This window comes from Streptomyces sp. NPDC088157, from assembly GCF_044741545.1.
In the GTDB taxonomy this organism is placed as follows: Bacteria; Actinomycetota; Actinomycetes; order Streptomycetales; family Streptomycetaceae; genus Streptomyces.
The window spans coordinates 1-24,274 of the sequence record NZ_JBIUSU010000020.1 but is presented as its reverse complement, the minus strand read 5'-3'; the positions used below and the strand labels follow the sequence as shown (position 1 = coordinate 24,274).

Here is a 24,274-nt window from a genome sequence, read left to right as displayed (position 1 = left end):
CCGGCTCACTTCGGCGGGATCCAATGGGGGACCGTGCCACTATGTGGAATGCTGTGCTAGAATCTGGCACAGACAATGGCAGTGGCTCAGGCGGGAGTCAATAGGGTGCCCAGCAGAAATTTGCAGGGTTAACAGGGGGAAACTGGATGGAAATGAAGAGCGTCACCAGGTCGCTGCGCATCCTCGAGGCGGTCGCCCGGCATCAGCCGGTCACCGTGGGGGAATTGACGAAGATGTTCGGGCTGCCGAAGTCCACCGTGCAGCGCACGCTGGTCACACTGGCCGAGGCCGGCTGGCTGCGCGCCAACCGCAGGGACACCACGCGCTGGGAGATCGGCGCCCGCGTCCTGGCGGTACGACCCGCCGCCCTGCAGGGCTCCAGCCTGTTCGCCGCCGCACGTGAACCCATGATCCGCCTTCGGGACGCGGCGAACGAGACCATCCACCTGTCGGTCCCGGACGCCCTGCACTGCATGGTCGTCGTCGACCGCGTCGACTGCGATCACGCCGTGCGCACCTTCCACACGATCGGCGACACCTCACCCCTGCACGCCACCGCCGTCGGACGCGCCATCCTCGCGCACCTTCCGAGACGGGACGTCGAAGAGCTCATCACGGCCGGGCTGGAGCGATTCAGCGACACGACCCCTGTCGAGCCCGACGAACTGCGCGCCGAGCTGGACCGGATCCGCGCCGACGGCTACACGGTCAATCGCAACCAGTACCGGCCGGGCGTCTGCGCCGTCGCCGCTGCCGTACTCGACGAGGACGGCACCCCGCTGGCCGCCGTGGCCATCTCCATGCCCGAGGCACGGTACGACGATGCACGGGTATCCAAGTGGGGCCGCCTTGTCGCCGACACGGCCGCGGAGATCTCGCAGCGCCGTCTGGGCGCCTGAACGGCGGAAGACGGCCGTCAAACCCGTCGACCAGGGCCGACTCGCACGCGTCAGCGCGCGGGTCGGCCCTCGGCCGTCTGCCCCTGCAGCCACCGCCCCGTGCCCGGCCGGGGGATGACCTGGGCACAGGGCGGCCGCACCACGCGGCACGGCAGGGACGGGTCAGGGCGCCACCGCTGGCCATCGCCGCGGGGAATCGGAGCTCCCAGCGCTCTCAAGACCGGTCCGGTGATCGACCAGCCCCACCCAGCGTGCCGGATAGTGGAACGCAATGCTAGAGTCTGGCACGATCGTGGCCGTGACTCCGCGCTGGAGTCACCAGGTGAGAAGAATCCACAGGTCTGAGGGGGCATCGAATGGAAATGAAGAGCGTCATCAGGTCGCTGCGGGTTCTGGAGGCGGTCGCCCGACATCAGCCCGTGACCGTCGGAGAGTTGACGAGGATATTCGGTCTGCCGAAGTCCACCGTGCAGCGCACGCTGCTGACGCTCAATGAGGCGGGCTGGCTGCGGGCGAACCGCAGGGACACCACGCGCTGGGAGATCGGCGCCCGCGTCCTGGCGGTACGACCCGCCGCCCTGCAGGGCTCCAGCCTGTTCGCCGCCGCACGTGAACCCATGATCCGCCTTCGGGACGCGGCGAACGAGACCATCCACCTGTCGGTCCCGGACGCGCTGCACTGCATGGTCGTGGTGGACCGCGTCGACTGCGAACACGCCGTGCGCACCTTCCACACGATCGGCGACACCTCACCCCTGCACGCCACCGCCGCCGGGAACGCCGTCCTCGCCCATCTGGGAAAGTCCGAGGTCGACGAGGTCACCGCTGGGACGCTGGAGGGTTACGGCGAGGAGACCATCACCGACCCGGAGCAACTGCGAGCGGAGCTCCGCCGCGTGAGAGAGCGTGGCTACGCCGTCAACCACAACCAGTACCTTCAGGGTGTCTGTGCCATCGCGGCACCCGTGCTGGACGGTGAGGGCGTACCGCTGGCAGCCGTGGCCGTCTCCCTGCCCGACTCCCGCTTCGAGCCCGGCCGGCTCGCCGAGCTGGGCCAACTGGTGACCGGCACCGCGGCGGAGATCACCGCACGCCACCTGCGCTGAGGCTGCACCGAGGCAGGGTCGAACAGAGAGACCGCGGTCAGCTCACGGGCACCGCGAGGTACTGGTACTCCAGGAACTCATCGATCCCCACCCGGCCGCCCTCGCGGCCCAGCCCGGACTGCTTGACCCCGCCGAAGGGTGCGGCCGGGTTGGAGACGAGACCCGTGTTCAGCCCCACCATGCCCACCTCCAGCCGCTCGCTCACCCGCAGGGCACGGTCGAGGCCCTCGGTGAAGACGTAGCCGATGAGGCCCCAGGGGGTGTCGTTGGCCCGGCGGATCACCTCGTCCTCGTCGTCGAAGGTGAGGATCGCGGCCACCGGGCCGAAGATCTCCGTGTCCATCAGACGGCTGCCGGGGTCGACGTCGGCGAGCACGGTCGGCGGGTAGAAACAGCCCGGACCCTCCGGCGTACGGCCGCCGACGAGGACGCGCGCACCATGCTCCACCGCGTCGGCGACCAGTTCCTCGACCTTGGCACGCCCCCTCCTGTCGATCAGCGGGCCGACATCGACGCCGTCCCGGGTGCCGGGGCCCACGACGAGCGCACCCATCCGCTCGGCCAGACGCCGGCCGAACTCCTCCGCCACCGACCGGTGCACGAAGAAGCGGTTGGCGGCGGTGCAGGCCTCGCCCATGTTGCGCATCTTTGCGACCATCGCCCCGTCCACCGCCTTGTCCAGGTCGGCGTCGTCGAAGACGATGAACGGCGCGTTGCCGCCCAGCTCCATCGACGTCCGTACCACGGCCTCCGCGCTCTGGACCAGCAGCAACCGCCCGACGGCCGTGGAACCGGTGAAGGACAGCTTGCGAATCCGCCCGCCGCGCAGGAGCGGTTCGCACACCTCCCCCGCACGGGAGGTGGTGACGACGTTCAGCACGCCGTCCGGCAGCCCGGCCTCCTTGAGGATCGCGGCGAGAGCCAGGCTGGACAGAGGGGTTTGCGGGGCCGGCTTGAGCACCATCGTGCAGCCGGCCGCGATGGCCGGGCCGATCTTGCGGGCGCCCATGGCCAGCGGGAAGTTCCACGGCGTGATCAGCAGGCAGGGGCCGACCGGGCGGCGGGAGAGCAGCATGCGGTTGCGGCCGTCGGGCAGGGTGGCCAGGCCGCCGTCGATGCGGACGGCCTCCTCGGAGAACCAGCGAAAGAACTCGGCCGCGTACGCCACCTCTCCCCTGGCCTCGGCGAGCGGCTTGCCCATCTCGGCCGTCATCAGGTGGGCGAGCTCGTCGGTGCGCTGGATGATGATCTCGTAGGCGCGGCGCAGGATCTCGCCGCGCACCCGGGGTGCCGTACGGGCCCACTCCTCCTGTGCCCGCACGGCCGCTTCCTCGGCGAGCTTGGCGTCCTTGGGGCCGGCGTCGGCGACGTGGCAGAGGATCTCGCCGGTGGCGGGGTCGTCGACGGGCAGGGTGGCGCCGTCCGCGGCGTCCACCCAGGCGCCGCCGATGAACAACTGCGTGGGTGTCTCGGTCATGACGTCTCTCCTGGTTGATCGGGTCGATCGGCGGCGGGGTCGAGCAGTTCCGCGAGGTGCAGGGCGCGGACGCCCCGGTCTCCGGCCAGGTGGTCGATCTGGGTCGCGCAGCTGAAGCCGTCAGCCACGACGACGGTCGAGATGTCCCCGTCGATGGCGTCGATGCTGTCCAGGCGGGGTTTCAGGGCCAGGCCGGCGACGGCCATGGAGGTGTCGTAGTGCTGTTCCTCGAAGCCGAAGTTGCCGGCGAGTCCGCAGCAGCCCTCGGCCTCGTCGACCTTGCGTACGCCGAGGCGGCCGAGCAGGTCTCGGGGGTGGCGGCCCTTGAAGGTGGCGTACTCGTGGCAGTGGGTCTGCAGGACGACATTCTCGGGCAGCGGCGGCGGGGTCCAGCCCGGTTCCGCGAGGTCGGTGAGGGCGCCGGCGAAGGTGTGGACGCGGTCCGCGACGCGCCGGGCGGCGTTGGTGTCGAGGAGTTCAGGCACGTCCCGCTTCAACGCGGCGGCGCAGCTGGGCTCGGCCACGATGATGGGCCGCTCGTCGCCGTTGTCGAGGTGGGCGACCGTACGGGCCATGATGCGGCGGGCCACCGACAGCTGGCCGGTGCTCACCCAGGTCAGGCCGCAGCACAGGCCGTCCTCGGCCGTGCTGCAGATACCCGCGTCGGCGAGAACGCGACTGGCGGCACCCGCCACGTACGGGCGGAAGGCACGGGTGAAGCTGTCGACGAAGAGCAGGGCCTTCGCCGGTTCTTCTGGCTTCGACGCACGAAGCACCTGGCGCAGGTTGCGCCGGGAGGCGAACGCCGGGATCCTTCGCTTCGTGGTCACGCCCCCGAGGCGGGCGAGCAGCCTGCCGACCGGCCCGCGCAGCAGCGCGTTGACCGGGCGGGCCGCGAAACCCGCGAGGGCGGAGGTCAGCGGCAGCCAGCCCAGCGAGTAGTGGGAGCGGGGCCGAAGTCTGCCCTTGAAGTGCTGGTGCAGGAACTCCGCCTTGTACGTGGCCATGTCGACGCCGACCGGGCAGTCGCTGGAGCACGCCTTGCAGGACAGGCACAGGTCGAGGGCGTCCTTGACCTCGGTCGAGCGCCAGCCGTCCTTCACCGTCTCGCCGCGCACCATCTCCTGGAGCATGCGGGCCCGGCCCCGGGTGGAGTCGTTCTCCTCCCCCGTCGCCCGGTAGCTGGGACACATCATCCCGCCCATGTCGCTGCGGCAGCGGCCGACGCCGACGCAGCGGCGGGCCGCGCCCGCGAAGCCGTCCTCGTCGTGCGGGAAGGCGAACTCCGTTACGAGGGGCTGGATCTGGTGCAGTGCGAGATCGGCGTCGAGCGGGGCGGAGGCGACGATGATGCCCGGGTTGAGCAACCCCTCGGGGTCGAAGATCTCCTTGAAGGCGGCGAACGCCCGGATCATCCGGTGGCTGTACATGACCTGAAGCAGCTCGCCGCGCGCCCGTCCGTCACCGTGCTCGCCGGACAGGGTGCCGCCGTGCGCGACGACCAGGGCTGCGGCCTCCTGGAGGAAGCGACGGGCCGCGTCACGGCCCTCGTCCGAGGCGAAGTCGAAGTTGATGCGTACGTGGACGCAGCCGGCCCCGAAGTGCCCGTACATCACGCCGGTGAAGTCGTGGAACGCAAGCAGCTTGCGGAAGTCCCGCAGGTATCCCGCGAGATCCTCGGGCGCGACCGCCGAGTCCTCCCAGCCGGGCCAGGACTCTCCGCCGTCGACGAGACGGGCGGCGAGCCCGGCCCCGTCCTCGCGGACCCGCCACAGCGAGCGCCGCTCGGCGGGGCTCGCCACGACCCGGCCGCCGGTCATGCGTCCCTGGGCCTGGAGCACGTCGAGCAGTTCGGCCGCTCGGGAGTCCACCGCCGCCTGGTCGTCACCGTCGAGTTCGACGTAGAGCCAGGCGCGTCCCCCGGGCAGTCCGGTGACGGAGTCGGGGCCGCGGCGGGCGCGCATGGTGGCGACGATCGCCTCGTCCATGCCCTCGACGGCGGTGGGATTCCAGCGCAGGATCTCCGGGATGTCCTCGGCGGCGGCGACCACGTCGTCGTATCCGAGGGTCAGCAGTGCCGAAGCCTGTGCGGTCGCCACCAGGCGGACCGTCGCCGAGGTGACGACCGCACAGGAGCCCTCGGTGCCGACCAGGGCCCGGGCCATGTCGAAGCCGCGCTCGGGCAGCAGGTGGTGCAGCTGGTAGCCGGACACCTGGCGCGGGATCCGGCCCAGCTCGGTGCGGATTGGCGCGAGGTTGGCGTCGATCAGTCGTCGTACGTCCGCTTCGAGGCGGGCGACGTGCTCCGCGTCGGCCGGGTCCACCGGGTGCAGCCCCGCGCGGTCGGCGACGGCCCGCACACCGTCGGCCGTCACGATCTCCAGGGCCTCGATGTGGCTGCTGGTCCGCCCGTGCCGTACGGAGCGGTTGCCGCAGGCGTCGTTGCCGATCATCCCGCCGAGGGTGCAGCGGCTGTGCGAGGACGGGTCAGGGCCGAAGGTGAGCTCGTGCAGCGCGGTCGCAGCGCACAGCGCGTCCAGGACCACTCCGGCCTGGACCCGGGCGAGTCCGGCCGCCGGATCGATGCCCAGGATCCGGTTCATGTACCGGGAGAAGTCCAGGACGACACCAGGACCGACCGCGTTGCCGGCCATGCTGGTGCCGCCGCCCCGCGCGGTGACCGGAACGCCCGCCTCCCGGCAGGCCCGCACCACCGCGACGACGTCGTCTGCGCCGCGAGGGAAGGCCACGGCCCGTGGCGGGATCCGGTAGTTGGAGGCGTCGTAAGCGTAGGGGCCGGTGCCCGGCCCCGTCTCCACCCGCAGGCCCGGAGCGGACTCGGCGAGCCGTGCGGTCAGCCGCGCGAGGGCGTCGCTCATCGTGCCGACGCTCCTGAGGTTCCCGCCTCCACCGCGGTCGCCCATGCCTGGAGGCCCTCGTCCACCGCGGTCTCGTCGATCACGAGCGCTGGGATCATCCGCACGACCTGGTTCCAGGCACCGCACAGCAACAGCAGCAGGCCCTCGTCGACGGCGGCGCGCTGGACGCGAGCGGCGGTGTCGGGGTCGGGGCTGCCGTCCTCGGTGACGAACTCGGTGGCCAGCATCAGCCCCAGGCCCCGCACGTCGCCGATGCCCGCGGTCCGGTCGGCCACGGCCTCCAGACCGTGGCGCAGCCGCGCGCCCATCGCCTCGGCGTTCTCCACGAGCTTCTCGTCGTTTACGACGTCGAGCGTGGCGCAGGCTGCGGCGCAGGCGACCGCGTTGGCGCCGTAGGTACCGCCCTGCGAGCCCGGCCACGCCTTGCTCATCAGCTCCTCCGACGCCGCGATGCCGGACAGCGGAAAGCCACTGGCCAGGCCCTTGGCGGTGACGAGGATGTCCGGGGTGACGCCGAAGTGGTCGTGCCCCCAGAACCGGCCGGTGCGGCCCACGCCGGTCTGCACCTCGTCCAGGATCAGCAGGAACCCGTGCCGGTCCGCCCGCTCGCGCAGCCCTTCGAGGAAGACACGCGTCGCGGGGACGTAGCCGCCCTCCCCGAGCACCGGCTCGACGATGATCGCCGCCGTGTCGGCGGGCGAGGAGATCGTCTGGAGCGTGTAGTCCAGCTCCTGGAGCGCGAAGCGGGTGGCGGCGTCCTCGTCCCAGCCGTAGCGGTAGGCCGACGGGAACGGGGTGACGACGACTCCGCTCATCAGCGGCGAGAAACCGGACCGGAAGCGGGTCCCGGAGGTGGTCATGGAGGCAGCCGCCACCGTACGGCCGTGGAAGCCACCGTGGCAGACCAGGACGTTCGGGCGGCCGGTCGCCTGGCGGGCCAGCCGCAGCGCGGACTCGACGGCCTCACTGCCGGAGTTGGTGAAGAACAGACTGTCCAGACCGGCCGGCAGCACCTCGCCGAGCTTGTCGACGAGCCGCTGCAGCGGTTGGTGCATGACGGTCGTGTACTGACCGTGGATCAGCGTCCCCACCTGCTCCTGCGCCGCCGCCACGACCCTGGGATGACAGTGCCCGGTGCTGGTGACACCGATGCCGGCGGTGAAGTCGAGGTAGCGACGGCCGTCCTCGTCGAAGAGGTGGACGCCCTCGCCCCGTACCGCCGTCACGGGCGTGGCCTGGCGAAGGTGCGGCGACAGTGCGGTCATGTTCGTCTCCCGGCGTGGGTCGTCGGACGCTTGCGGTCCATCGAGCATCTCCAGCGCCCCTCCCGGAGCCAACGCGCGATCTGTCTGGTGCGAGCACGAGGTTCGGACGTTGTGTCAAGCGTGCGGCCGGAAGGCGGCCCTTGCTGCCCCGTCCGAGCGAAGCGGAACCCCTCTTGCGCACGTCAGCGATGCTTGTCACAGTGACCGGGCACTCAGGGAGACACCGTGAACGACAACCCTCCGAAGGCCCGGCCGCCAGAGACGAGCGACCCGGACAACAGTCCGCCCGGCCGTGCCCCCACCGTCGCCGACGTTCTGGCGCTGCCCGTCCTGGCCTCCGGACAGCCCCAGGTCGTCACCGGCGTGCCCCTCCTCGACCGTCCTGTGCGCTGGGTCCACATCACCGAGCTGACCGACCCCGCCTCCTTCCTCAAGGGCGGCGAACTCGTCCTCACCACCGGCATGCCGCTGCCCGACGACGCCACGGGGGTGCGCCGCTACGTCGACGAACTCGCCGACGTCGACGCGGCGGCCCTGGTCATCGAACTCGTACGGCGTTACCACCGCCCCCCCGACGCCCTCGTCCACGCCTGTCGCGCCCGCGGGCTGCCCCTGATCACCCTGGCGAAGGACGTCAACTTCCTGGAGGTCACCCAGGTCGTGCACGCCCTCATCCTCGGCAACCAGGCCAAAGCGATGCGCCGCGCCCAGCGCGTCCACGAGGCGTTCACCACCCTCACGCTGCGCGGCGCCGGGCCGGAGGACGTCATGCGCGCGGCGGCCGAGATGAGCGGCCACACGGTCGTCCTGGAGAACCTCGTCCATCAGGCACTGATCTGCGAACCCTCCGGCACCACCCTGGAGGATGCACTCACCGGCTGGGAAGAGCGCTCCAGGGCCACCCCGCCCGGCCACCGCCGGAGCCGGCTCGGCCCGGAAGGCTGGCTCACCGCACCGGTCGAATACCAGGGCGAACGCTGGGGCCGCGTGGCCATGCTGCCCACCCCCACCACGGATACGTCCTCCGAGCGAGCCTTCGATCCGGAGCACGTGACCGTCCTGGAGAGAACGGCGATGGCCCTGACCGTCGCCCGCCTCATCCACCCCGTCCCCTGGGAACGCACCGCGCACCGCAACGCCCTGCGCGACCTCGTCGAGCAGCGCCATCGATCCCGGGAAGACGCCCAGGCCCGCCTGGCCGCTCTGGGCCTGCCCACCGAGAACAGCCGCTTCCTCCCCGTCGTGGTGGACCTCCCGGTGCACGACGCCACCGCGCATGCCGAGACCCTCCTGTCCCAGGTCGTGCAGACGACGGGAACCCCGGCAGTCATCGGCGAACTCTCCGTCGGTCGCCTGGGAGTATTGCTCGCCCTCAGCTCCTCACATCCCTGGCGGCCCGTGGTGGAGCGACTGGGCAAGGCCGCGCTCGGCCTTTCCCCGCGGGCCATCGTGAGCGTCGGCTCCGAGGTCGACGACCTCACTGCCGCCCCTCGTTCCTTCCGCCAGGCAACCCGCGTGGCCGAGGCCACCCCGCCCGACCAGCCCCTCCCCCCGGGCCGCTCCTTCCACGAACTCTCCGATGTCGGCCTGCGCCGCCTGCTGTACGCGCTCCGCGAGGACACCCGGATCCAGGAGTACGCCGAACAACAACTCGGCCGCCTCCTCGATCACGACACCCGGCACGGCACGAACCTGGTGACGACCCTCCGCCACTACCTCGACACCGCCGGCAACAAGACCAGCGCCGCCCGCCGTGGCGGCCTGTCCCGCGAGACGTTCTATCAACGCCTGCGCACCATCGAGCGCCTGCTCGACTGCGACCTCGAATCCGGTGACCAGCGCACCGCATTGCACGTAGCCCTGACAGCGCTGGACGTCTTGCGCGTCGGCTGACCCGACGCCTCGCAGGCGGGTCAGCGAGAGCCTCAGCCGCGGTGCGGCATGGACGCCAGCGCCTACCATTTCAGGCATATGTACTCATATGCGCATTTACAGGCGTTCGGCGCTGACGTCGTCACCGGCCGGCTGCCCACGCCGCCCTGCGCGCGCTGGACAGCGTGAGCCGTGAGGTCACGACCGGCCAGGACACGAACCAGGAACTTGAGCCTGATCAGACACTCGCGAAGGTCCTCGCCCTGCAGGACGAGTGGTCGAGCTCGCCCCTACGCAGGCCGCCTGCCGGGGGTCCGGGCCAGGAGGAGAGTCGCCCGCGTCCTCGGCATCTACGCCCAGCGGGTCATCACGTCGCGAGGGTCGACGGCTGTGTCCGGGCTGGAGCTGATGACGGCGCTGCGGCCGCCCACCCGCGCGGTGCAGGACCCGCAGACCCGGAACGAAGGTCGTCGGCCTCGGCGACCACCTGCAGCTGCAGGCGATCGGCCCCGGCGGCTGGTTCAACGAGCCTTTTTTCAGCGGTAACTCTCCAGAGCGAGGAGGGCTTTGGCCGCGGTGGTGAGCCAGGTGGGGCTGCAGCGTGCTTTGCGAAGGATCCGCCAGGTCTTGAGGCGGGCGATGCCTCGCTCGACGGGGTAGCGCAGGCGGGCGTGGGCCTTGTTCAGCGACTTCTGGCGGCCGAGTTCTTTGCCGGGGCGGCGTCGTCGGCCGGTGGCGAAGGTGCCGCCGGCTCCGAGGAAGGCCAGGCCGGCCAGGGCCGGGGTGCCGAGTCGGCGGCAGGTGTCGACGACGCGGTGTCTGCGGGCCGCGGTGAGATCGTGGGTACGGCCGGGTAGCACCCCCGAGATCCACAGGATCGGGCCGTCGGGATCGGTGACGACCTGGACGTTCACTCCGTGGCGACGGTGCTTTCCCGAGCAGTCGCCGCGTGCGTCACCGACCCGGTCGCATTGCGCGAGAGTGCCGTCGACCAGCACGTATTCCGCTCGTGCCTTCGCCTCGCGCAGGGCAGCGGTGAGTCCTGGCGCTCGGCGGGCGAGCAGGGCCACCACGGAGCGGACGTAGGCGTGGGCGGTGCCGACGCTGATGCGGAAGCCGGCCGCGATCTGGGCGAGGGTGGTGTGCTGGCGCAGGCACACCAGCGCGACCAGGGCACGCTGGTGCGGAGGCAGCTTGCACCGCCGGTCACCCTCACGGAGGACGATCAGCATCGTCACCGCCTCCACCAGTGCATGCGGAAGGTCGAGTGCGGCAGGGTACGTAAGCAACGGGGCTCCCCGGCAACCGAGATGAGATGTCAGATACCTCCCTCAACTGCCTGGGGGCCCCGCCCGTTCTGCTGCCATGGCCCCACCACCGTCGTCACCCGATCGGTGTCCACGCTGAAAAGGCTCAATCTTCGGTGGGCCGCCACAGCCAGCGCAGAGCGTCCGGCAGCAGGACGCCGCCGTGGTTGGGGCTATGTCCGCCGTCTCCCAGGACAAGGCGAAAGTCGTAGCCCGCTTCGGCGAGAGCGGCTGCCACACGCAGGTTTTCGGCGAGCCAGTTCCGCTGTGGCTCATTCCAGTGCAGGTCGCGGTGGCCGCCTTGCATGAAGATGCGCAGCGGCTTGCGAGGAACGCGGGAGATGAGGTCTGGGTAGGGATTGCCGTCCGGCATCTGCGCGAAACTGGACAGGTATCCGATGACGCGGCGGAACTTGTCCGGACGCAGCCACCCGGCGGTAAAGGCGCAGTTGCCGCCGCTGCTCCCGCCGCAGATGCCCCACTGTTCGGGCGACTGGGCGATGGTACAGAGCTCCGCAACCTGCGGGATGATCTCGGTGAGGAGGAAGGTGACGTACTGGTCGTCGAAGGCGTCGTACTCGTTGTTTCGGTTCTTGGGGTTCTCCGCGTTGGGGAAGACGCCAGGATCGACGAACACGCCGATGGTGACGGGTATGTCGCCGCGGTGAATGAGGTTGTCAAGGACGATCGCGCCGCGTACCTCCCCTGCGGGGTCCAGGTACCACCATCCGTCCTGGAACACCATCAAGGATGCCCGTTCCGCTGGGTCGTACTGTGCAGGCACGTGGACCCAGAACTTCCGGAAGGTTCCCGGGTAGACCTCGCTGTCCCTCCAGTCGAACGCGACCGTCTCGCCAGCGGGCACGCCCGGCTGCCGAGCGGAATCGGGTCCGTGGACGTAGCGCACGTCCGACTGGTCGATCGGAAGTGGCTGGTAGGCCATCTCGATGGTCACGGGGAGCAACCGTAGGGCGATCACCGCCCTTGTCCGCAAGGGATTTTCGTCCAGAGGCTCCACATCGCAGCTTCAGTGGCGAGGTTGGAAAGGGCTCCGTGTGCCATGCGGTGAGGCGGATGAGCTGTCTGTAGCAGCAGATGGCTGCGGCAAGGCCGAGGAAGGCCAGGTAGTTGCGGGAACGGCATTCGTGGCGGTGACCGTTACCGGGATACGGGACCGCCGCCGTCCTGCTGGTCACCGTCGGCGACGGCACCAGCTTCCCCACCGCCGCCCATCTCGCCTCCTACGCCGGCCTCGCCCCGACCACGAAGTCGTCGGGGACCTCGATCCACGGCGAACACGCGCCCCGAGGCGGCAAACCGCCGGCTCAAACGCGCCATGTTCCTCTCCGCCTTCGCCTTCATGAACGCCGATCCCGCCTCCCGCACCTACTACGACAAGCAACGCGCCCGCGGCAAAACCCACGCCCAGGCCCTCCTCCGCCTCGCCCGCCAACGCATCAGCGTCCTGTTCGCCATGCTCCGGGACGGCGCCTTCTACGAATCCCGCACGCCCGCGGACGTCGAGCCCGCCGGCGTGCGGCCGGGCAGCAGGCTGTCGAGGCTCGCGTGGGCTGCGGAAGCCCTGGTGCGCAGGGCGGCGGCTGGGCAGGCTAGTTTGCTCGGGTGAGTCTCCTTGATGATGTAGCTGAGCGCGACGGCTGGCGCTGCTGGGTGTGCGACGAACCGGTCGACCCCGACAAGTCGGTGAACGACCCGCAGGGGCCCAGCGTTGACAGCCGGACCGCCGACCGGAAGGCCAAGGTCGCCGAGCGGCTCGCGCACCGCGGGTGCAACACCCGCAAGGGCGCGGTCAAGGTGGTCATCGCCTGGCCGGACCGCCTGTACGTGGTCGAACCCGCGCCGCTGATCACCGTTGCCGCGAGACTGGAGCGCAAGGGGGGCCGCGAGATGGTGGGCCGTTGTCCGACCAGGCAGGACGCCCAAGAAGCGGCGGACTGGCTGGTGGACCGGTTCTCCCGACTGGTACCGGGACTGCCGGTGACCGCCGACATCGAGGCGGGCGGCGGCCAGTTCCTCGTCATCCTGGCCACCGGCCACCGCTGACCGGACACGCCGCCACCTCGCTGATCTGCTTCCTTCAGCTGGAACGAGTTCAGGTTCGAAGTTGACACGGCTGCCCGCCGCAACGCTGTGCGCTCGGACGGCTCGCGAACCACTGCTGGTGGACCGGGCTCGCGGCGGCGGCCTCACACTCCTCTTTTGGAACAGCGCCTGGCAGACTGCGCTCCCCGGTCAGGCCGCCGCGGGGGCCCCGAGCATCGCGGAAGCCTCCTGGAACGCGCTGAGCGTGCGCGTCGGTGCGGCGGCCTGGGAAAGGTCGCGGCAGGTGAAGCCGAGCTGGGTCATGGCCCGCAGGACCTCGCCGGCGCTGAAGTCGCGGCGGTCCTGGCGTGTGACGACCTGTCCGACCTGCTTGGCCGGGTAGGTGCGACGGCCGACGATCACTGACGCCCCGAAGACTTCCTCAGGCTTGACGCCCTTCATCGATTCCAGGACGCCGCTCTTGGTGAGGTCGAAGGGGAAGCGGGCGATGACACAGCGCATGATGCCTCACAGGGAGAAGAACGAGGGGATGGTTCTGCCGCGGTTGAGGCGGTTCAGCGAGCCAGGGCGAGGACGCCCAGGGCATTGCCGTGTTCGTCGACCACGGGCAGGGCATCGAGGCGGCGGTAGCGCATCGCGTACTCGGCTTCGGCCATCGTGGTCACGGGTGAGGCGAAGGGCCGCGGGTCGACGAGGATGTCCCGCAGCTGGACCCGGTCGGTGTACACGGAGCTGTCGCGGACCGCGGTGAGCTGGGCCTGGGTGAGAAGCCCGGTGCACACGCCGTCGTTGTCGCAGACGAGCAGGTGTGCGGTGCGGGCGCTCGCCATGACGGACAGGGCCACCTCGACGGTCATGTCGTCGCAGACTTGCGGTCCGGCGGTGTCCATGGCGTCTGCCACCGTTCTGGGTACGGGGGCGGCACCCGTCGAGCGGGGCTGCATCTGAACCATCGTCACAAAGTGCCTCCTGCAGAGGTGGGCCAGTGTCCTGAACCTGAACACGAAGTCTTTACGCCGCCGCGCCGAACGAGGACTGCCGGGTCATGCGCCGGGCGGCCGAGCCGGGGCTGCGTCGGCCGCGTGACGACGACGTGCTGCGCTGACGCCGCTCGGCGACCGGCACGGTGATCGTCACGGGGATGCCGGAGGGCGTCCGGGCGCCGGTGATCTGGCCGAGTGCCTCTTCGCCGGAGCGGACCTGGGTGGTCTGGGGCACAATGCCGGCGGCGGTCATGAGGCGGGTCATGTCGCGGCGCTGGTTGGGGGTGACCAGGGTGACGACCCTGCCGGATTCGCCGGCGCGGGCGGTACGGCCGCCTCGGTGCAGGTAGTCCTTGTGGTCCGTCGGCGGGTCGACGTTGACGACCAGGTCGAGGTTGTCGACGTGGATGCCGCGGGCGGCGACGTTCGTGGCCACGAGCACGGTGACGTGCCCGGTCTTGAACTGGGTCAGGGTTCGGGTGCGCTGCGGCTGTGACTTGCCGCCGTGCAGGGCGGCGGCCCGCACCCCGCTGTTCAGCAGGTCCTGCGTCAACCGGTCGACGGCGTGCTTGGTGTCCAGGAACATGATCACCCGGCCTTCGCGTGCCGCGATCTGCGTTGTCGTCCAGTGCTTGTCCGCGCCGTGGACGTGCAGCACGTGGTGCTCCATCGTGCTGACCGCACCCGCGGAGGGGTCGACGGAGTGGACGACCGGGTCGGTGAGGTAGCGGCGGACCAGGCGGTCCACGTTGCGGTCGAGGGTGGCGGAGAACAGCATCCGCTGGCCCTCGGGGCGGACCTGGTCCAGGAGCGCGGTGACCTGGGGCATGAAGCCCATGTCGGCCATCTGGTCCGCCTCGTCCAGGACGGTGATCGCGACCTGGTTCAGCCGGCACTCCCCGCGGTCGATGAGGTCCTTGAGCCGGCCCGGCGTCGCGACGACGACCTCGGCCCCACCGCGCAGCGCATTGGCCTGCCTGCCGATCGACATTCCTCCGACGACCGTGGCGAGACGCAGCTGCACCGAGCGGGCGTAGGGGGTGAGCGCGTCGGTCACCTGCTGGGCCAGCTCACGCGTCGGCACGAGGACCAGGGCCAGCGGCTGGCGGGGCTCGGCGCGCTGTCCGGCGGTGCGGGCCAGCAGGGCCAGGCCGAAGGCGAGGGTCTTGCCGGAGCCGGTGCGCCCGCGTCCCAGGGCGTCGCGGCCCGCGAGGGTGTTGGGCAGGGTCGCGCCCTGGATCGGGAACGGGACGCTCACGCCTTGCGCGGTCAGCGCGGCCAGCAGCTGCTTGGGCATGTCGAGGTCGGCGAACGCCTCGACCGCGGGCAGCGCGGGAGTGATCGTCTCCGGCAGGGCGAACTCGCCCTGGACCACTGCGGGGCGTCGGCCGTAGCCGCCCGAACGGCTCGGACCCCCTGAACGGCTCGGGGCGGACGAGCCGAAACGGCCGTCCCGCTTCGAACCGGCGCGGGAGCCGAAAGCGGGGCCGTCGCCACGGTTGCGGCGGGAGGAGCGGTCGTTCGTTCGTGTGGGGTTCATTGAGAACCTTCCTTGATAGGCGCGTATCAAGGAATTCCCGCAGCGGAAGAGCAGCGCGGGGAATCACAAGAACGGGCCGAATGGAATGCGAAAAAGGATTTGGAGAGTGCAGTAAATCTGGCGCGGGTTGCATCGACGAAATTTGTGACGTCATGTGACGTGAAATCCCGGACGCCTACCGGTTGCACCTTGGAACAGGCGCGCGCCCCTGGGCAAGGGGCTGTGGGCGCTACTCGTCCCACAGGTCACACCACTGCGGGAAGAAACCCGCAGCTGGGGCCCGCACCCCGAGGGATGCGGGCCCCAGCTACGAAGTACGTGTCAGCGTCAGGCGAGAACGATGTTCTCGGCCGTCGGGCCTTTCTGGCCCGTCGCGATGTCGAAGGTGACCTTCTGGCCCTCGAGCAGCTCGCGGAAGCCGTGGGCGGCGATGTTCGAGAAGTGGGCGAACACGTCAGCGCCCCCACCGTCCTGCTCGATGAAGCCGAACCCCTTGGCCGCGTTGAACCACTTCACAGTGCCTGACGCCACGTCATATCTCCTCTTGGGCAGTACGCCGGGACCGCGATGCGCGGATACCGGGTCGCCGCGATGATGCCCCGTCCGGAAAATTACCGGCAATACGAAAACGCCGCCAGCGGCTGAAAATACCGGGCGAAGGCGCTTGAAGTTTTGGGAACCACGACTGCAACTGAGATCGACAGTAGCATGATGTAGCGGCCCATGTTCGGTAAATGACTCCACCCTGCTGATTGCAGTAAAAACACTCCCCGCACGGCGCGTCAAATTCTCACGTCACTGCCACAGATATTGACCCACCCCGAGGGCAGCGTTTCAGGAAGACGGTCGCTGTCACGGCCGAAAAGGGCACGAAATTCCGGTGACGGCATACTGCCCGGCGCCGGCCCCATCGGCCAGTACGGGGCCGCTGGGGCTGTCAGGCGGGCAGCCGTACGCTCCGAGCGCGGGCCCCGGTCCCCCACAGGCCGTCCGGGCCGTCGCCGGCGACATTCGTCGCACGACCCCAGCGAAGCCTGCCTCGTCGACGCGTTTGTCATTGACCCGCGGGGCCTTCACCTCAATCACCCCGGCCGCGGTCGTGACCTTCCGCGCCTGGTGGTAGCCGCTGCGCACGACCAGCCGCCGCCCGGACTCGTCCCGCCGATCGGCCAACTCGGCTATGCAGGTGTTGACTTCGGCTTCCAGCGCGGCGGCCAGTATCCGCCGTGCGCCCTCGCGGACGATCTCGTCAATCAGGGAGCCGTGTGGTGTCATCGTTGACTACCGTGAGCCAGGGGCGTGCCTTCCCGACCGGCGTTCGCAGGGTCGGCCTACTCGATGGCCATCACAGGATCATTCGGGAAGGTACGCCTTTTCGCGCGCCAACCCGAGGCTGATCCACGAGCCTTGAGCATTGCTCCTCCCGGCGCTGCGGGTGGTTGTACACCGGTTACTGGTTTTGGTAGGGATCGGTGATGGTATGGCGCCGTTGTGCGGTGTGGAGGACGTCTCGAGGGAAGGCGGGGCCGGCGATGTAGTAGCGGCCTTTGGTGTTGCCGACGGCGGTGAGTAGGCCAGCTTTGGTCAGTGCCTGGATGTCGCGTACGGCCTGCTGGTTACTGAGGACTTCTGCCTTTTCGTAGCGAGAGCGGCGGACGCGGCCGACCATGGCGACCTCGTGCAGTGCGGTGATCTGGCGTTCGGCGAGTTGGAAGTGCTCGGCGTGTTCGGCGAGGGCGATCCAGCAGTCGGTGGAGCGTTTCACGCGGTGCTGCACACGCTGTGTCTGTTCGTGGTAGGCACGCAGGTTGAGGCGGACCCAGGGGAGTGCGTCGCGCTGGGGGGAGTAAACCGGCCCGCCTACCTCGCGCAGTACTTTGTAGTACTCCCAGGTATTGCCGGGCATGCCCAGCCATTCCTCGATCGAGGAGAACTCCGGGGCCAGCACCCCCTCGCGGGCAATCAGGAGTGTCTGCAGGCTGCGGGACATGCGGCCGTTGCCGTCCGTCCATGGGTGGATCTTCACCAGGTTCAGGTGGGCCATGGCGGCGCGCACCAGAGGATCTGCATCGAGGTCGCCCTGGTTGAGCCAGTCGACCAATTCAGCCATCAGTTGGGGGACGCCGTCTTCGTGGGGGCCTTCGTACTCGGTGGCGTGCGGGTCCCCGACAGCGGTGATGAAGATGGCCTTGCGGCGCCACCGGCCTGCCGGCCGGTGGGGGTGGTGGTGGCCCTGCAGCATCCAGTGCAGGGCGTTGAGCAGCTCCTTGGAGTAGGTGAAGTCCGGGACGTCCCACAGCGACTGGATGTACGTCATGGTCTGTTGGTATGCCAGGGTCTCCGCCTTGTTCTCCTCGCTGGCGTCCACGGCGTCCCGCTCGCCGTCGAGGAGGTCGGCCACGTCGACCGGGTCGACTCGATAGCCCTCGATGGTGTTGGACGCCGCGATGGCGGACGCGGTCAGCGAGCGCCTAAGATCGGCGGTCCACTTTGTGGGGCTTTGCTGAACGACGTGCCGTAGATCGTGACGCATGGCGGTGATCTCGTCGAGAACGTGCTGGTCGGCTGCGGCGAGCGGTGGAGTTTCGTGGAGCATGATGGAATGATACCCACTGCATATCATTCGGTGGTGTGCCGTCGAGTCGCTGCTTGTATGCGACTCCGCCCGCCGCAGTGCGAGGGCAAACGGCCGCCATGAAGCCCAGTCCGGTGCTCCCACCAGGACTGTTGAGGCACAGGGCTGCTTTCTGTGTGCCGTTGGGATCATTCGGAGGGGCCCGGGCACAGTTCGGGCCCCTCGTGTGCGCACGCGTCCAGGAGGGAGACGTACGCGTCGCGGTGCCCGACGACGGTTGTGCAGAAAGGCCACAGCAAGAGGCAGCCACACGGCCGTGGATGAGACGGGATGCGTAGGCCTACCAGCGGGTGCGCGACCTCCACCGGCTGACGGATGAGGAGTTCACGCTGCCCCGTGCGGTCGGTCTGGACCTCAACGCCGCGCCCGCGTCCGGCGCAACAGCCGAGGCGAAGCGGCTGACGCCCATGAGCAGTGCACGCTGCGGCCCCGAACCCTCTGCGACGGCCCCGTCCCCCATGTCGCCCCTCCCCCGCCCGGGCCTCCCGCCCGGCATCTCCCCCACCGGCCCTCACGACCGTCCCCGGATCGTACCGGTGGCCACGCATCGGCCTCCGCCGGACGCCGCTTCCGGTCACGGGGCGGGACGTCCGGGCCGCCGGCCGGCCGCGGCCTCCACGCCGGCACTTACGGGCAGTTGGCTGCCGGGCCGAAGGCCCGCAGTGACACGGCATCCGTCTCATCGCCGATGCGACCAGTTCGCACTCTTCCCGCAGCCCCTGCCGCGCCGCAGCCTCGAGAACACGGGGGCTGACGAGGGCGCATCCCGGATAGACACGCAACTGTTCACGTGCCGTACTGCGGGCTGCCCCAGGAGCGCGTGGCCACACTTGACCACGGCTGGGTGATGCTGGAGCGGTCCTCCGCAGCACTGTTCCTGGCCCAGGCCACCGCATGCGCGACGCCGGACGGGATCAACGGGTCGCAGCCAGGGCAGCGATATGTCTTGCCCTCGGCGCGTGCGCCCGCCACGTGCCGGACGAACCAGTACCTCGCCCTGCCAGTCCACCGACGCCATTGAGGAAGACGTGCTCGGCGGGATCACGGCGGCGGCAGCCTGCTCGTCGATTCCCCTCGGACTCCCCCGCTGATTCCTCCGCCCTCCGGCGCGGACTCGTCAGCCGGTTCCCACCCGCAACCGCCCGTGTAATCCCTGGCGAAGAGGGCCGTCTCGCCTGCTAGTCTTCGGCGTCTTGTCGCACACTCGTGCGCACACATCACGCCACTCGTCGCATCAGTCCCATCGGGGGAATCCTGTCATGACCCAGCCAACTCCACCGCCGTCCGAGGGTAACCCGTTCGCCCAGCAGCCCGGTGCCGCCCTGCCTCCTCCGGCCCCGTTCACGCCCCCGGCCGCGCCGGCCCGCAACAACCTCGCCCTGGGCCTGGTCGTCGCCGTCGTCGTGGCGCTGGTCACCGCTGGTATCTATGGCGGGATCGTCGGCGCGACCGAGTACGAGATCGGCTACGCGGCCGTCGGCGTCGGCTTCCTCATCGGCTTCGCGGCGGGCAAGATCGGCGGCACCAACCCGGTACTGCCCGTGGTCAGCGCCCTGCTGTCGCTGGGCGCGGTCTACCTCGGCCAGCTCATCGGCATCGCGATGATCGGCGCCGACGAAGTCGGCGTCTCCGCGACCTCGCTGTTCACCGAGCACTTCGACGTGCTGACCAAGGGCTGGAGCGAGACGGCCGACCCGATGACCTTCCTGTTCCTCGCCATCGGCGCGTTCGCCGCGTTCTCGGGCGCCAAGAAGGGCGCCCTGTAACCACCCGGATGCTGCGGCGCGCAACCCGCGTATGAGCATGTGCGGCGCATGAAAGGGGCCCGTTTACCGTGAGGTGGACGGGCCCCTTTCACGCCGTACGGCCTACGGCCCACCGCTTGTGCTGCATGCACAGGGGCGGGTGCGGCGTGAACGGCCGACCGGAGGCGAGCGGCCTCTCCAACCCGTTGAGTGTGAAGTCCAGTTCGTCAAAGACCGCGGGTTGGCCGATGCCGTCAACCCACGCGCGCAGATCCTCTGGGGTCGCTGTCCACTGTCCGTTCTCCAGCTTGCAGATCTTGCAGTGCGGCCAGCTCAGGCGTTGTGCGAGCCGGCGCCGCTGAGCCGGCCGCCAAGGGCCGAAGGCTGAGGTCTTCTCCTCGCCCGCGAGGAGCGGGGGATTCGGGCGCCTCGCGCCGTCGCCCGCCCCGCACCGGCCTGGCGGGTGCGCGCCCAGCGCCAGCCGTCGCGTGCCAGGGCGCCGCGCTTCTGTCGGTCCGTCAAGTGGTAGACGGCCGAAGCAGTACTGCTCATCCCGACGTCCTGCACGAGCTCGCGCACCGACGATCCTTCCCCCACGGTCCTCGATCGAGCGGCGGACACGAAGCACGATGGGAAGTCGGCGCCGACGCCGGCTGCGGCACCTCGGGCCGGTCGCAACATCTCGCACGCCTGCGTCACAGCAAGGCCCCCAGGCTCAGTGGGCGGCGATCCAGCGCCGGACGGCGTCGTTGACGGTGTCGTCGAGGGCGCTCAGCGCTTCCACGGCGTGCAGGTCTCCTGGCTCGGGCGCGACTCCCGCCCGGATGAGTGCCGCGTGCAGCTCCAGACGGCGCCGGTCTGCCGGAGCCATCACCGCGGGGAGCCGCCGGCCCGGGTCGGGAGCAGGCCACGGCGCCTCCTCCTCGACCGCCCGCGCCTGCGGCGGCACCCGCCAGTCCTCGTCCCCCCACTGCTCTGCGGACTCCGCCCCGCCCAGAGCCGTCTGCGCGTCGAAACCGCAGCGGTAGGGGTCCAGGATCAGCTCAGGCGTCGTCGTCACAGCGGTCGGTGAGCACTGCCAGTCCCGCATACAACCTCCAGCATCCGGCGTTCACTTGGTAACCAGGAGCCGGACTGCCCGGTCGGCAGTTGCAGCACCGGCAACCAACCACCCGAATGCCCCCAAACCCATCTCGTCACACCACTGCGCCATCCGGCACAACCCCCAGGTCTCGCGCGTCATGTGTGAGGGCACCGGACCGATCTCGTGCTGCGCGCGCCGTATCCCACCCGTCCGGTTCCGGTCTGACTCAAGGCGCGCAGTGCGCGCTGGAGTCATTGCAACGAGCTGCCCCGCAACGCTGCCCTGCCCGTCCCGTTCCTCAGCCGGTCTGCAGCAGTTCCCCCACCGTTGACGCCACCGCACGGCGCGCCACGCCGCCAGGACACAGGCCAGCCCATGCAGCCGGAACCTGGCACGTACCGCTCACACGCCTCTGGTTGCGTCCCAACTCAGCCAACCATGCCGCCAGTTATGACTGGAAACACCAGTAACTCCGGCACAACCATCCGAAGGCCCTGCCCGTCACATAAGGCAGGAGCAACCAACTCCTAAGCACACAAGGGGGAAATATGCGCTTCACTCATTCCATGCTGGGCGCCGCCGCACTGGCCGCTCTGTCGGTGGGGGCCACCACCGCCCTGGCGGCACCCGCCTCCGCCGCGCCCAACACCACCCCGCAGAAGGTCTGCGGAAGCGGCTACAAGACCGTGAACTCCGCCGCCGTCGGCTCACTGGGCACCGTCTACCTCGCCTACAACGCCGCCAACGGCAACAACTGCGTCGTCACCATCCGCAACAACCCCGGCACCATCGTGGACATGTCTGCCTGGATCTACGTTCCCGACACCAACGAGGGCGACGACGACTACGGGCGCTACACCTCCTACGCCGGACCCTCCTACGTCATCGGCAAAGGCCACTGCGTGGACTGGGGCGGCGCCATCGCCAACACCTCTGTACAGGTGACCGGCTCCAACTGCGCCTCCCTCAAGGAACACCGGACCACCCACACCCGCTGATCCACCCCATCCACCCGTCCTGCGACTGCCGACCGGAACGCCCGCTGACCGTCAGGCCGGACTACGCCCCGGGCCGGCCGGTGGGCGCCGTGGCGCAGGACAGCGCACGAGGCCGTCAACAATTTGGCCCGCCCTGGCGGAACTCAATCGAATCCGCCAGGGCAATCACGCAAGTCCCATCTCGTGGTGGGGTGGCCGGCCGATGTCCAGGCCCGGCCGTGGCGTGCACTCGAGGAGCCGGGCGCCGTCGTGCTCCCCTGGCCCGGGGTACTCGTCGCGGCCGGGTCTGGCTGGCTCCAACGGGTCATCCTGGACGAGCAAGTTCGATGTCTGATCCGATTGTTGATCCTCCCGTGCGGCGGTCTGCGGCGGCTGCCTCGTCGGGAATCTCGCTGCGGTGCGGAATCAGCGGCACCGCCCGCCCCGCCACCCGGGCGGGAGCCGGGGCAACGGCCGCGGCGGCCTCCTCCGCGCTCGGCGACCACCTCCTCCCGCTCGGCCTGGGCCTCCTGCGACTGCTTGGCCAACTCCTCGGTGAGCGCCATGCCGGTCTGGCTCCAGGCGGCAGGCGTCGGCCAGCAGGTCATGTCCGAGCCGAAGCCCAGCTCCTGGGGCAGGTACTCCCACTGCATGCCGGTGTGCAGCACGAAGAGGATCCCGCACCCGGGGCCTGCCGGAATTCAGCAGAGTGGGGATCCTGAGGCTGACCGCACTGGGCTTGCGATCGGGTCGGACGGGTCCTTTCCAGCGCCGAGGAGGCTGACTTCCAGCCTCGCGCTTTCACCCGAGCGGCTCTGAAGCGGGCGGCCGGACACCGCTCCGGTCCGGCCACACGAACCACACATCCACCGCTTTCGGGCGGCGGCCCTGACCTTTCGGCCACGACCAGGACCCGGAATGCTGCGCGGGCGCGGGCCGCGACGTTCGGATGGCGCATGGTGCAGGCGTAGAGCCTCAGGGCATCGAACCTTGCGGAGCCCGACCGCTCCGGACAGCATGCGGTGCAGCCCGGAGTGGTTGATCACTCGATGTGTCCGGTGCCGGGATCCACCTGCGAGAGGAACTCCCGGATGGCTTCCTCGAGTTGCTCCCTGCCGCACTGCACCGGAGGGTGGGTGCTGAACCCGAATCCGTACTGGGGATCGGCCCCGGTCAGCCAAGTCAGGTCGTAGGAGCCCGGCCTGCCGTCCCGCTGGCTGACCTCGAACTCCTCACCGTCGACCGACATCCGCCACGGCTCGTTCGCCGGCATCACGACCTGCTTTCCTTCAGCCCCCGGCCCGTGTCCTCAACTGCACGCGCGCCACGATCACATCCCGCGTGCGGATCACGCAACGGTGAAGTCCGCCGCCTCGGTCTCCAGCGTCGTCTCGCCGCCCTTGGCTGTGGCCAGGACCGCGACGTGCCAGACACCGCGCGGGGAGGACTCGGCATCGGAACCGGTGACCTTGACGGCGTAGGTGCAGCGCACGGTGTCCTCACCAGAGGGCTTGCAGACGGCCGACTCCGCGGCGGCCATGTCCTGGGCGGTCAGCCCTTCCTTCGCAAAGGACGACTTCTCCGGCCACGCCAGCACCTTCACATTCTTGACGCCGGAAGACGCCGTGACGTCAGTGGTGAAGGTCAACGAACCACTGCGGTCGCCATCGGGGGCAGCGTAGCGGGCGGTGCTGTGCGCCAACGCCGGAGGCTGGTCCCCGGCGTAGGCGACGGCGAAAGCACCGGCACCTGCGAGGACGACGACACCGGCAGCCACGGACAAAGCGACACGACGCGACATAAGAAATTCCCCTTCACGGACTCAGCCGGATCAACCGGCGCTCCTAGCTGCGCCGTTGCACCCATACTGGGCCGCGCATCGGGCACCCCGTATGAGCGCACGTACTCAACTTCCGTCTGAGTAGGACCTGTTGGCCCCATTCCGCGGTGTTGCCTGCTTGAGTCGCGCCATACAGACGAGGGCGAGCGCTGTCACCGCAGTGAAGGCCCCGCCTGCCGTTCTCGTCACGGCCGTCGCCCCCCCCACATCGGCCGGTCGGCCCTGTGCCGGGTCAGCAGCAAAGGGCCGTACCAGCCCCGGTGAGCCGGCAGTTCACGCCCGAGACGGGACGGGCACACTCGTGGAAGACGGCCTCCCTGTTCCCCGGGGGACCACCGCACGGCACGGGGCCGGGGCGAAGACGAACGGGGTGGGACATCATGGTGATCGCGCTGTCGAGCCCGAGCGGCTCACGGCCGTCACCACGTACGAGCGTGCCGGTGCGCCCCGTTCAGGCCGCGGCCGTTGAGTTCTCGGCGGCGCGGCGGTATTCGGCGTGGATGCGCTGGGCTTCTTCGAGCTGGTCTTCGAGGATGATGATGCGGCAGGCGGCCTCGATGGGGGTCCCCTGGTCGACGAGTTCGCGGGCGCGGGCGGCGAT

At 69.7% G+C, this 24,274-nt stretch carries 19 protein-coding genes and 5 pseudogenes; 7 read left to right on the top strand and 17 right to left on the bottom strand.

Annotation, left to right across the window (positions count from 1 at the left end):
• The first annotated feature begins 152 nt into the window (after window positions 1–152).
• Window positions 153–899 carry an IclR family transcriptional regulator gene (locus ACIPFH_RS42600; RefSeq protein ID WP_401835478.1) on the top strand — a complete coding sequence of 249 codons (747 nt, stop codon included), beginning with the start codon at window positions 153–155 and terminating at the stop codon, window positions 897–899.
• Between the two features lie 362 nt (window positions 900–1,261).
• Complete coding sequence (locus ACIPFH_RS42595; RefSeq protein ID WP_401835438.1) at window positions 1,262–2,005, top strand: IclR family transcriptional regulator; 744 nt, start codon at window positions 1,262–1,264, stop codon at window positions 2,003–2,005.
• Between the two features lie 37 nt (window positions 2,006–2,042).
• Here ACIPFH_RS42595 and ACIPFH_RS42590 read toward each other — a convergent pair whose 3' ends face one another.
• Genes ACIPFH_RS42590 through ACIPFH_RS42580 form a run of 3 tightly spaced genes read right to left on the bottom strand, consistent with a single transcriptional unit; the run spans window position 2,043 to window position 7,626 of the window.
• Complete coding sequence (locus ACIPFH_RS42590; protein ID WP_401835436.1) at window positions 2,043–3,482, bottom strand: NAD-dependent succinate-semialdehyde dehydrogenase; 1,440 nt, start codon at window positions 3,480–3,482, stop codon at window positions 2,043–2,045.
• Window positions 3,479–6,361, bottom strand: coding sequence for an FAD-binding and (Fe-S)-binding domain-containing protein (locus tag ACIPFH_RS42585; RefSeq protein WP_401835435.1), 2,883 nt, complete (start codon window positions 6,359–6,361; stop codon window positions 3,479–3,481). The genes ACIPFH_RS42590 and ACIPFH_RS42585 overlap by 4 nt, the downstream gene beginning before the upstream one ends.
• Window positions 6,358–7,626, bottom strand: a complete 1,269-nt coding sequence (locus ACIPFH_RS42580; RefSeq protein ID WP_401835433.1) for an aspartate aminotransferase family protein — start codon at window positions 7,624–7,626, stop codon at window positions 6,358–6,360. The genes ACIPFH_RS42585 and ACIPFH_RS42580 overlap by 4 nt, the downstream gene beginning before the upstream one ends.
• A 225-nt stretch (window positions 7,627–7,851) precedes the next feature.
• Between ACIPFH_RS42580 and ACIPFH_RS42575 the strand changes: the two genes are divergently transcribed.
• Window positions 7,852–9,519: a PucR family transcriptional regulator gene (locus ACIPFH_RS42575; RefSeq protein ID WP_401835431.1), complete on the top strand. Its 1,668-nt coding sequence runs from the start codon at window positions 7,852–7,854 to the stop codon at window positions 9,517–9,519.
• Window positions 9,520–10,034: 515 nt separating this feature from the next.
• On the opposite strand, the gene ACIPFH_RS42570 is transcribed toward ACIPFH_RS42575, so the two are convergent.
• From ACIPFH_RS42570 to ACIPFH_RS42560, 3 genes and pseudogenes are all read right to left on the bottom strand, one after another.
• The gene (locus tag ACIPFH_RS42570) at window positions 10,035–10,787 is read right to left on the bottom strand and encodes a transposase family protein (RefSeq protein ID WP_401835428.1); all 753 of its coding nucleotides are present in this window, start codon (window positions 10,785–10,787) and stop codon (window positions 10,035–10,037) included.
• Between the two features lie 124 nt (window positions 10,788–10,911).
• The gene (locus ACIPFH_RS42565) at window positions 10,912–11,760 is read right to left on the bottom strand and encodes an alpha/beta hydrolase (RefSeq protein ID WP_401835425.1); all 849 of its coding nucleotides are present in this window, start codon (window positions 11,758–11,760) and stop codon (window positions 10,912–10,914) included.
• A gap of 109 nt (window positions 11,761–11,869) precedes the next feature.
• Window positions 11,870–11,956, bottom strand: a pseudogene (locus ACIPFH_RS42560) (IS5/IS1182 family transposase); the annotation flags it as partial.
• 7 nt (window positions 11,957–11,963) lie between these two features.
• On the opposite strand from ACIPFH_RS42560, the pseudogene ACIPFH_RS42555 reads away from it, so the two are divergent.
• Both ACIPFH_RS42555 and ACIPFH_RS42550 read left to right on the top strand, forming a co-directional pair.
• A pseudogene (locus ACIPFH_RS42555) lies at window positions 11,964–12,432 on the top strand (transposase); the annotation flags it as partial.
• Window positions 12,429–12,869: a hypothetical protein gene (locus ACIPFH_RS42550; protein WP_401835422.1), complete on the top strand. Its 441-nt coding sequence runs from the start codon at window positions 12,429–12,431 to the stop codon at window positions 12,867–12,869. The pseudogene ACIPFH_RS42555 and the gene ACIPFH_RS42550, both read left to right, overlap by 4 nt.
• Window positions 12,870–13,058: 189 nt before the next feature.
• On the opposite strand, the gene ACIPFH_RS42545 is transcribed toward ACIPFH_RS42550, so the two are convergent.
• The 6 genes and pseudogenes from ACIPFH_RS42545 to ACIPFH_RS42520 form a co-directional block, all read right to left on the bottom strand.
• Window positions 13,059–13,370 carry an SCO5918 family protein gene (locus ACIPFH_RS42545; protein WP_401835419.1) on the bottom strand — a complete coding sequence of 104 codons (312 nt, stop codon included), beginning with the start codon at window positions 13,368–13,370 and terminating at the stop codon, window positions 13,059–13,061.
• A gap of 53 nt (window positions 13,371–13,423) precedes the next feature.
• Window positions 13,424–13,828 (bottom strand): CBS domain-containing protein, encoded by a 405-nt coding sequence (locus ACIPFH_RS42540; RefSeq protein ID WP_401835417.1) that lies wholly within the window; start codon window positions 13,826–13,828, stop codon window positions 13,424–13,426.
• A gap of 52 nt (window positions 13,829–13,880) precedes the next feature.
• The gene (locus tag ACIPFH_RS42535; RefSeq protein WP_401835414.1) at window positions 13,881–15,392 is read right to left on the bottom strand and encodes a DEAD/DEAH box helicase; all 1,512 of its coding nucleotides are present in this window, start codon (window positions 15,390–15,392) and stop codon (window positions 13,881–13,883) included.
• A 327-nt stretch (window positions 15,393–15,719) separates the two neighbouring features.
• Window positions 15,720–15,923 carry a cold-shock protein gene (locus ACIPFH_RS42530; RefSeq protein ID WP_356261949.1) on the bottom strand — a complete coding sequence of 68 codons (204 nt, stop codon included), beginning with the start codon at window positions 15,921–15,923 and terminating at the stop codon, window positions 15,720–15,722.
• Between the two features lie 510 nt (window positions 15,924–16,433).
• Window positions 16,434–16,667 (bottom strand): annotated as a pseudogene (locus tag ACIPFH_RS42525) (transposase); the annotation flags it as partial.
• A 175-nt stretch (window positions 16,668–16,842) separates the two neighbouring features.
• Window positions 16,843–17,988, bottom strand: coding sequence for a Fic family protein (locus tag ACIPFH_RS42520; RefSeq protein WP_401835411.1), 1,146 nt, complete (start codon window positions 17,986–17,988; stop codon window positions 16,843–16,845).
• Window positions 17,989–19,286: 1,298 nt separating this feature from the next.
• Here ACIPFH_RS42520 and ACIPFH_RS42515 point away from each other — a divergent pair.
• On the top strand, window positions 19,287–19,793 hold the full coding sequence (locus tag ACIPFH_RS42515; RefSeq protein WP_401835409.1) for a hypothetical protein: 507 nt from the start codon (window positions 19,287–19,289) through the stop codon (window positions 19,791–19,793).
• Window positions 19,794–20,487: 694 nt separating this feature from the next.
• Here the strand turns inward: ACIPFH_RS42515 and ACIPFH_RS42510 are convergent.
• Window positions 20,488–20,862, bottom strand: a complete 375-nt coding sequence (locus ACIPFH_RS42510; protein ID WP_401835407.1) for a hypothetical protein — start codon at window positions 20,860–20,862, stop codon at window positions 20,488–20,490.
• Between the two features lie 542 nt (window positions 20,863–21,404).
• Between ACIPFH_RS42510 and ACIPFH_RS42505 the strand changes: the two genes are divergently transcribed.
• Window positions 21,405–21,854 carry a spore-associated protein gene (locus ACIPFH_RS42505; RefSeq protein WP_401835404.1) on the top strand — a complete coding sequence of 150 codons (450 nt, stop codon included), beginning with the start codon at window positions 21,405–21,407 and terminating at the stop codon, window positions 21,852–21,854.
• 571 nt (window positions 21,855–22,425) lie between these two features.
• Here the strand turns inward: ACIPFH_RS42505 and ACIPFH_RS42500 are convergent.
• The 4 genes and pseudogenes from ACIPFH_RS42500 to ACIPFH_RS42485 all read right to left on the bottom strand — a co-directional run.
• Window positions 22,426–22,513 (bottom strand): annotated as a pseudogene (locus ACIPFH_RS42500) (IS5/IS1182 family transposase); the annotation flags it as partial.
• 362 nt (window positions 22,514–22,875) lie between these two features.
• Entirely contained in the window at window positions 22,876–23,106 is a 231-nt protein-coding gene (locus tag ACIPFH_RS42495; protein WP_401835401.1) for a hypothetical protein, read from the bottom strand.
• Between the two features lie 75 nt (window positions 23,107–23,181).
• Complete coding sequence (locus ACIPFH_RS42490) at window positions 23,182–23,634, bottom strand: DUF5707 domain-containing protein (protein ID WP_401835399.1); 453 nt, start codon at window positions 23,632–23,634, stop codon at window positions 23,182–23,184.
• A 490-nt stretch (window positions 23,635–24,124) separates the two neighbouring features.
• A pseudogene (locus tag ACIPFH_RS42485) lies at window positions 24,125–24,274 on the bottom strand (MerR family transcriptional regulator); the annotation flags it as partial.

Coding starts and splice junctions, on each gene's coding strand:
- ACIPFH_RS42600 (WP_401835478.1), top strand. CDS start 153: ATGAAGAGCGTCACCAGGTCGCTGCGCATCCTCGAGGCGGTCGCCCGG.
- ACIPFH_RS42595 (WP_401835438.1), top strand. CDS start 1,262: ATGAAGAGCGTCATCAGGTCGCTGCGGGTTCTGGAGGCGGTCGCCCGA.
- ACIPFH_RS42590 (WP_401835436.1), bottom strand. CDS start 3,482: ATGACCGAGACACCCACGCAGTTGTTCATCGGCGGCGCCTGGGTGGAC.
- ACIPFH_RS42585 (WP_401835435.1), bottom strand. CDS start 6,361: ATGAGCGACGCCCTCGCGCGGCTGACCGCACGGCTCGCCGAGTCCGCT.
- ACIPFH_RS42580 (WP_401835433.1), bottom strand. CDS start 7,626: ATGACCGCACTGTCGCCGCACCTTCGCCAGGCCACGCCCGTGACGGCG.
- ACIPFH_RS42545 (WP_401835419.1), bottom strand. CDS start 13,370: ATGCGCTGTGTCATCGCCCGCTTCCCCTTCGACCTCACCAAGAGCGGC.
- ACIPFH_RS42535 (WP_401835414.1), bottom strand. CDS start 15,392: ATGAACCCCACACGAACGAACGACCGCTCCTCCCGCCGCAACCGTGGC.
- ACIPFH_RS42520 (WP_401835411.1), bottom strand. CDS start 17,988: ATGCTCCACGAAACTCCACCGCTCGCCGCAGCCGACCAGCACGTTCTC.
- ACIPFH_RS42515 (WP_401835409.1), top strand. CDS start 19,287: ATGACCCAGCCAACTCCACCGCCGTCCGAGGGTAACCCGTTCGCCCAG.
- ACIPFH_RS42510 (WP_401835407.1), bottom strand. CDS start 20,862: ATGCGGGACTGGCAGTGCTCACCGACCGCTGTGACGACGACGCCTGAG.
- ACIPFH_RS42505 (WP_401835404.1), top strand. CDS start 21,405: ATGCGCTTCACTCATTCCATGCTGGGCGCCGCCGCACTGGCCGCTCTG.
- ACIPFH_RS42495 (WP_401835401.1), bottom strand. CDS start 23,106: ATGCCGGCGAACGAGCCGTGGCGGATGTCGGTCGACGGTGAGGAGTTC.
- ACIPFH_RS42490 (WP_401835399.1), bottom strand. CDS start 23,634: ATGTCGCGTCGTGTCGCTTTGTCCGTGGCTGCCGGTGTCGTCGTCCTC.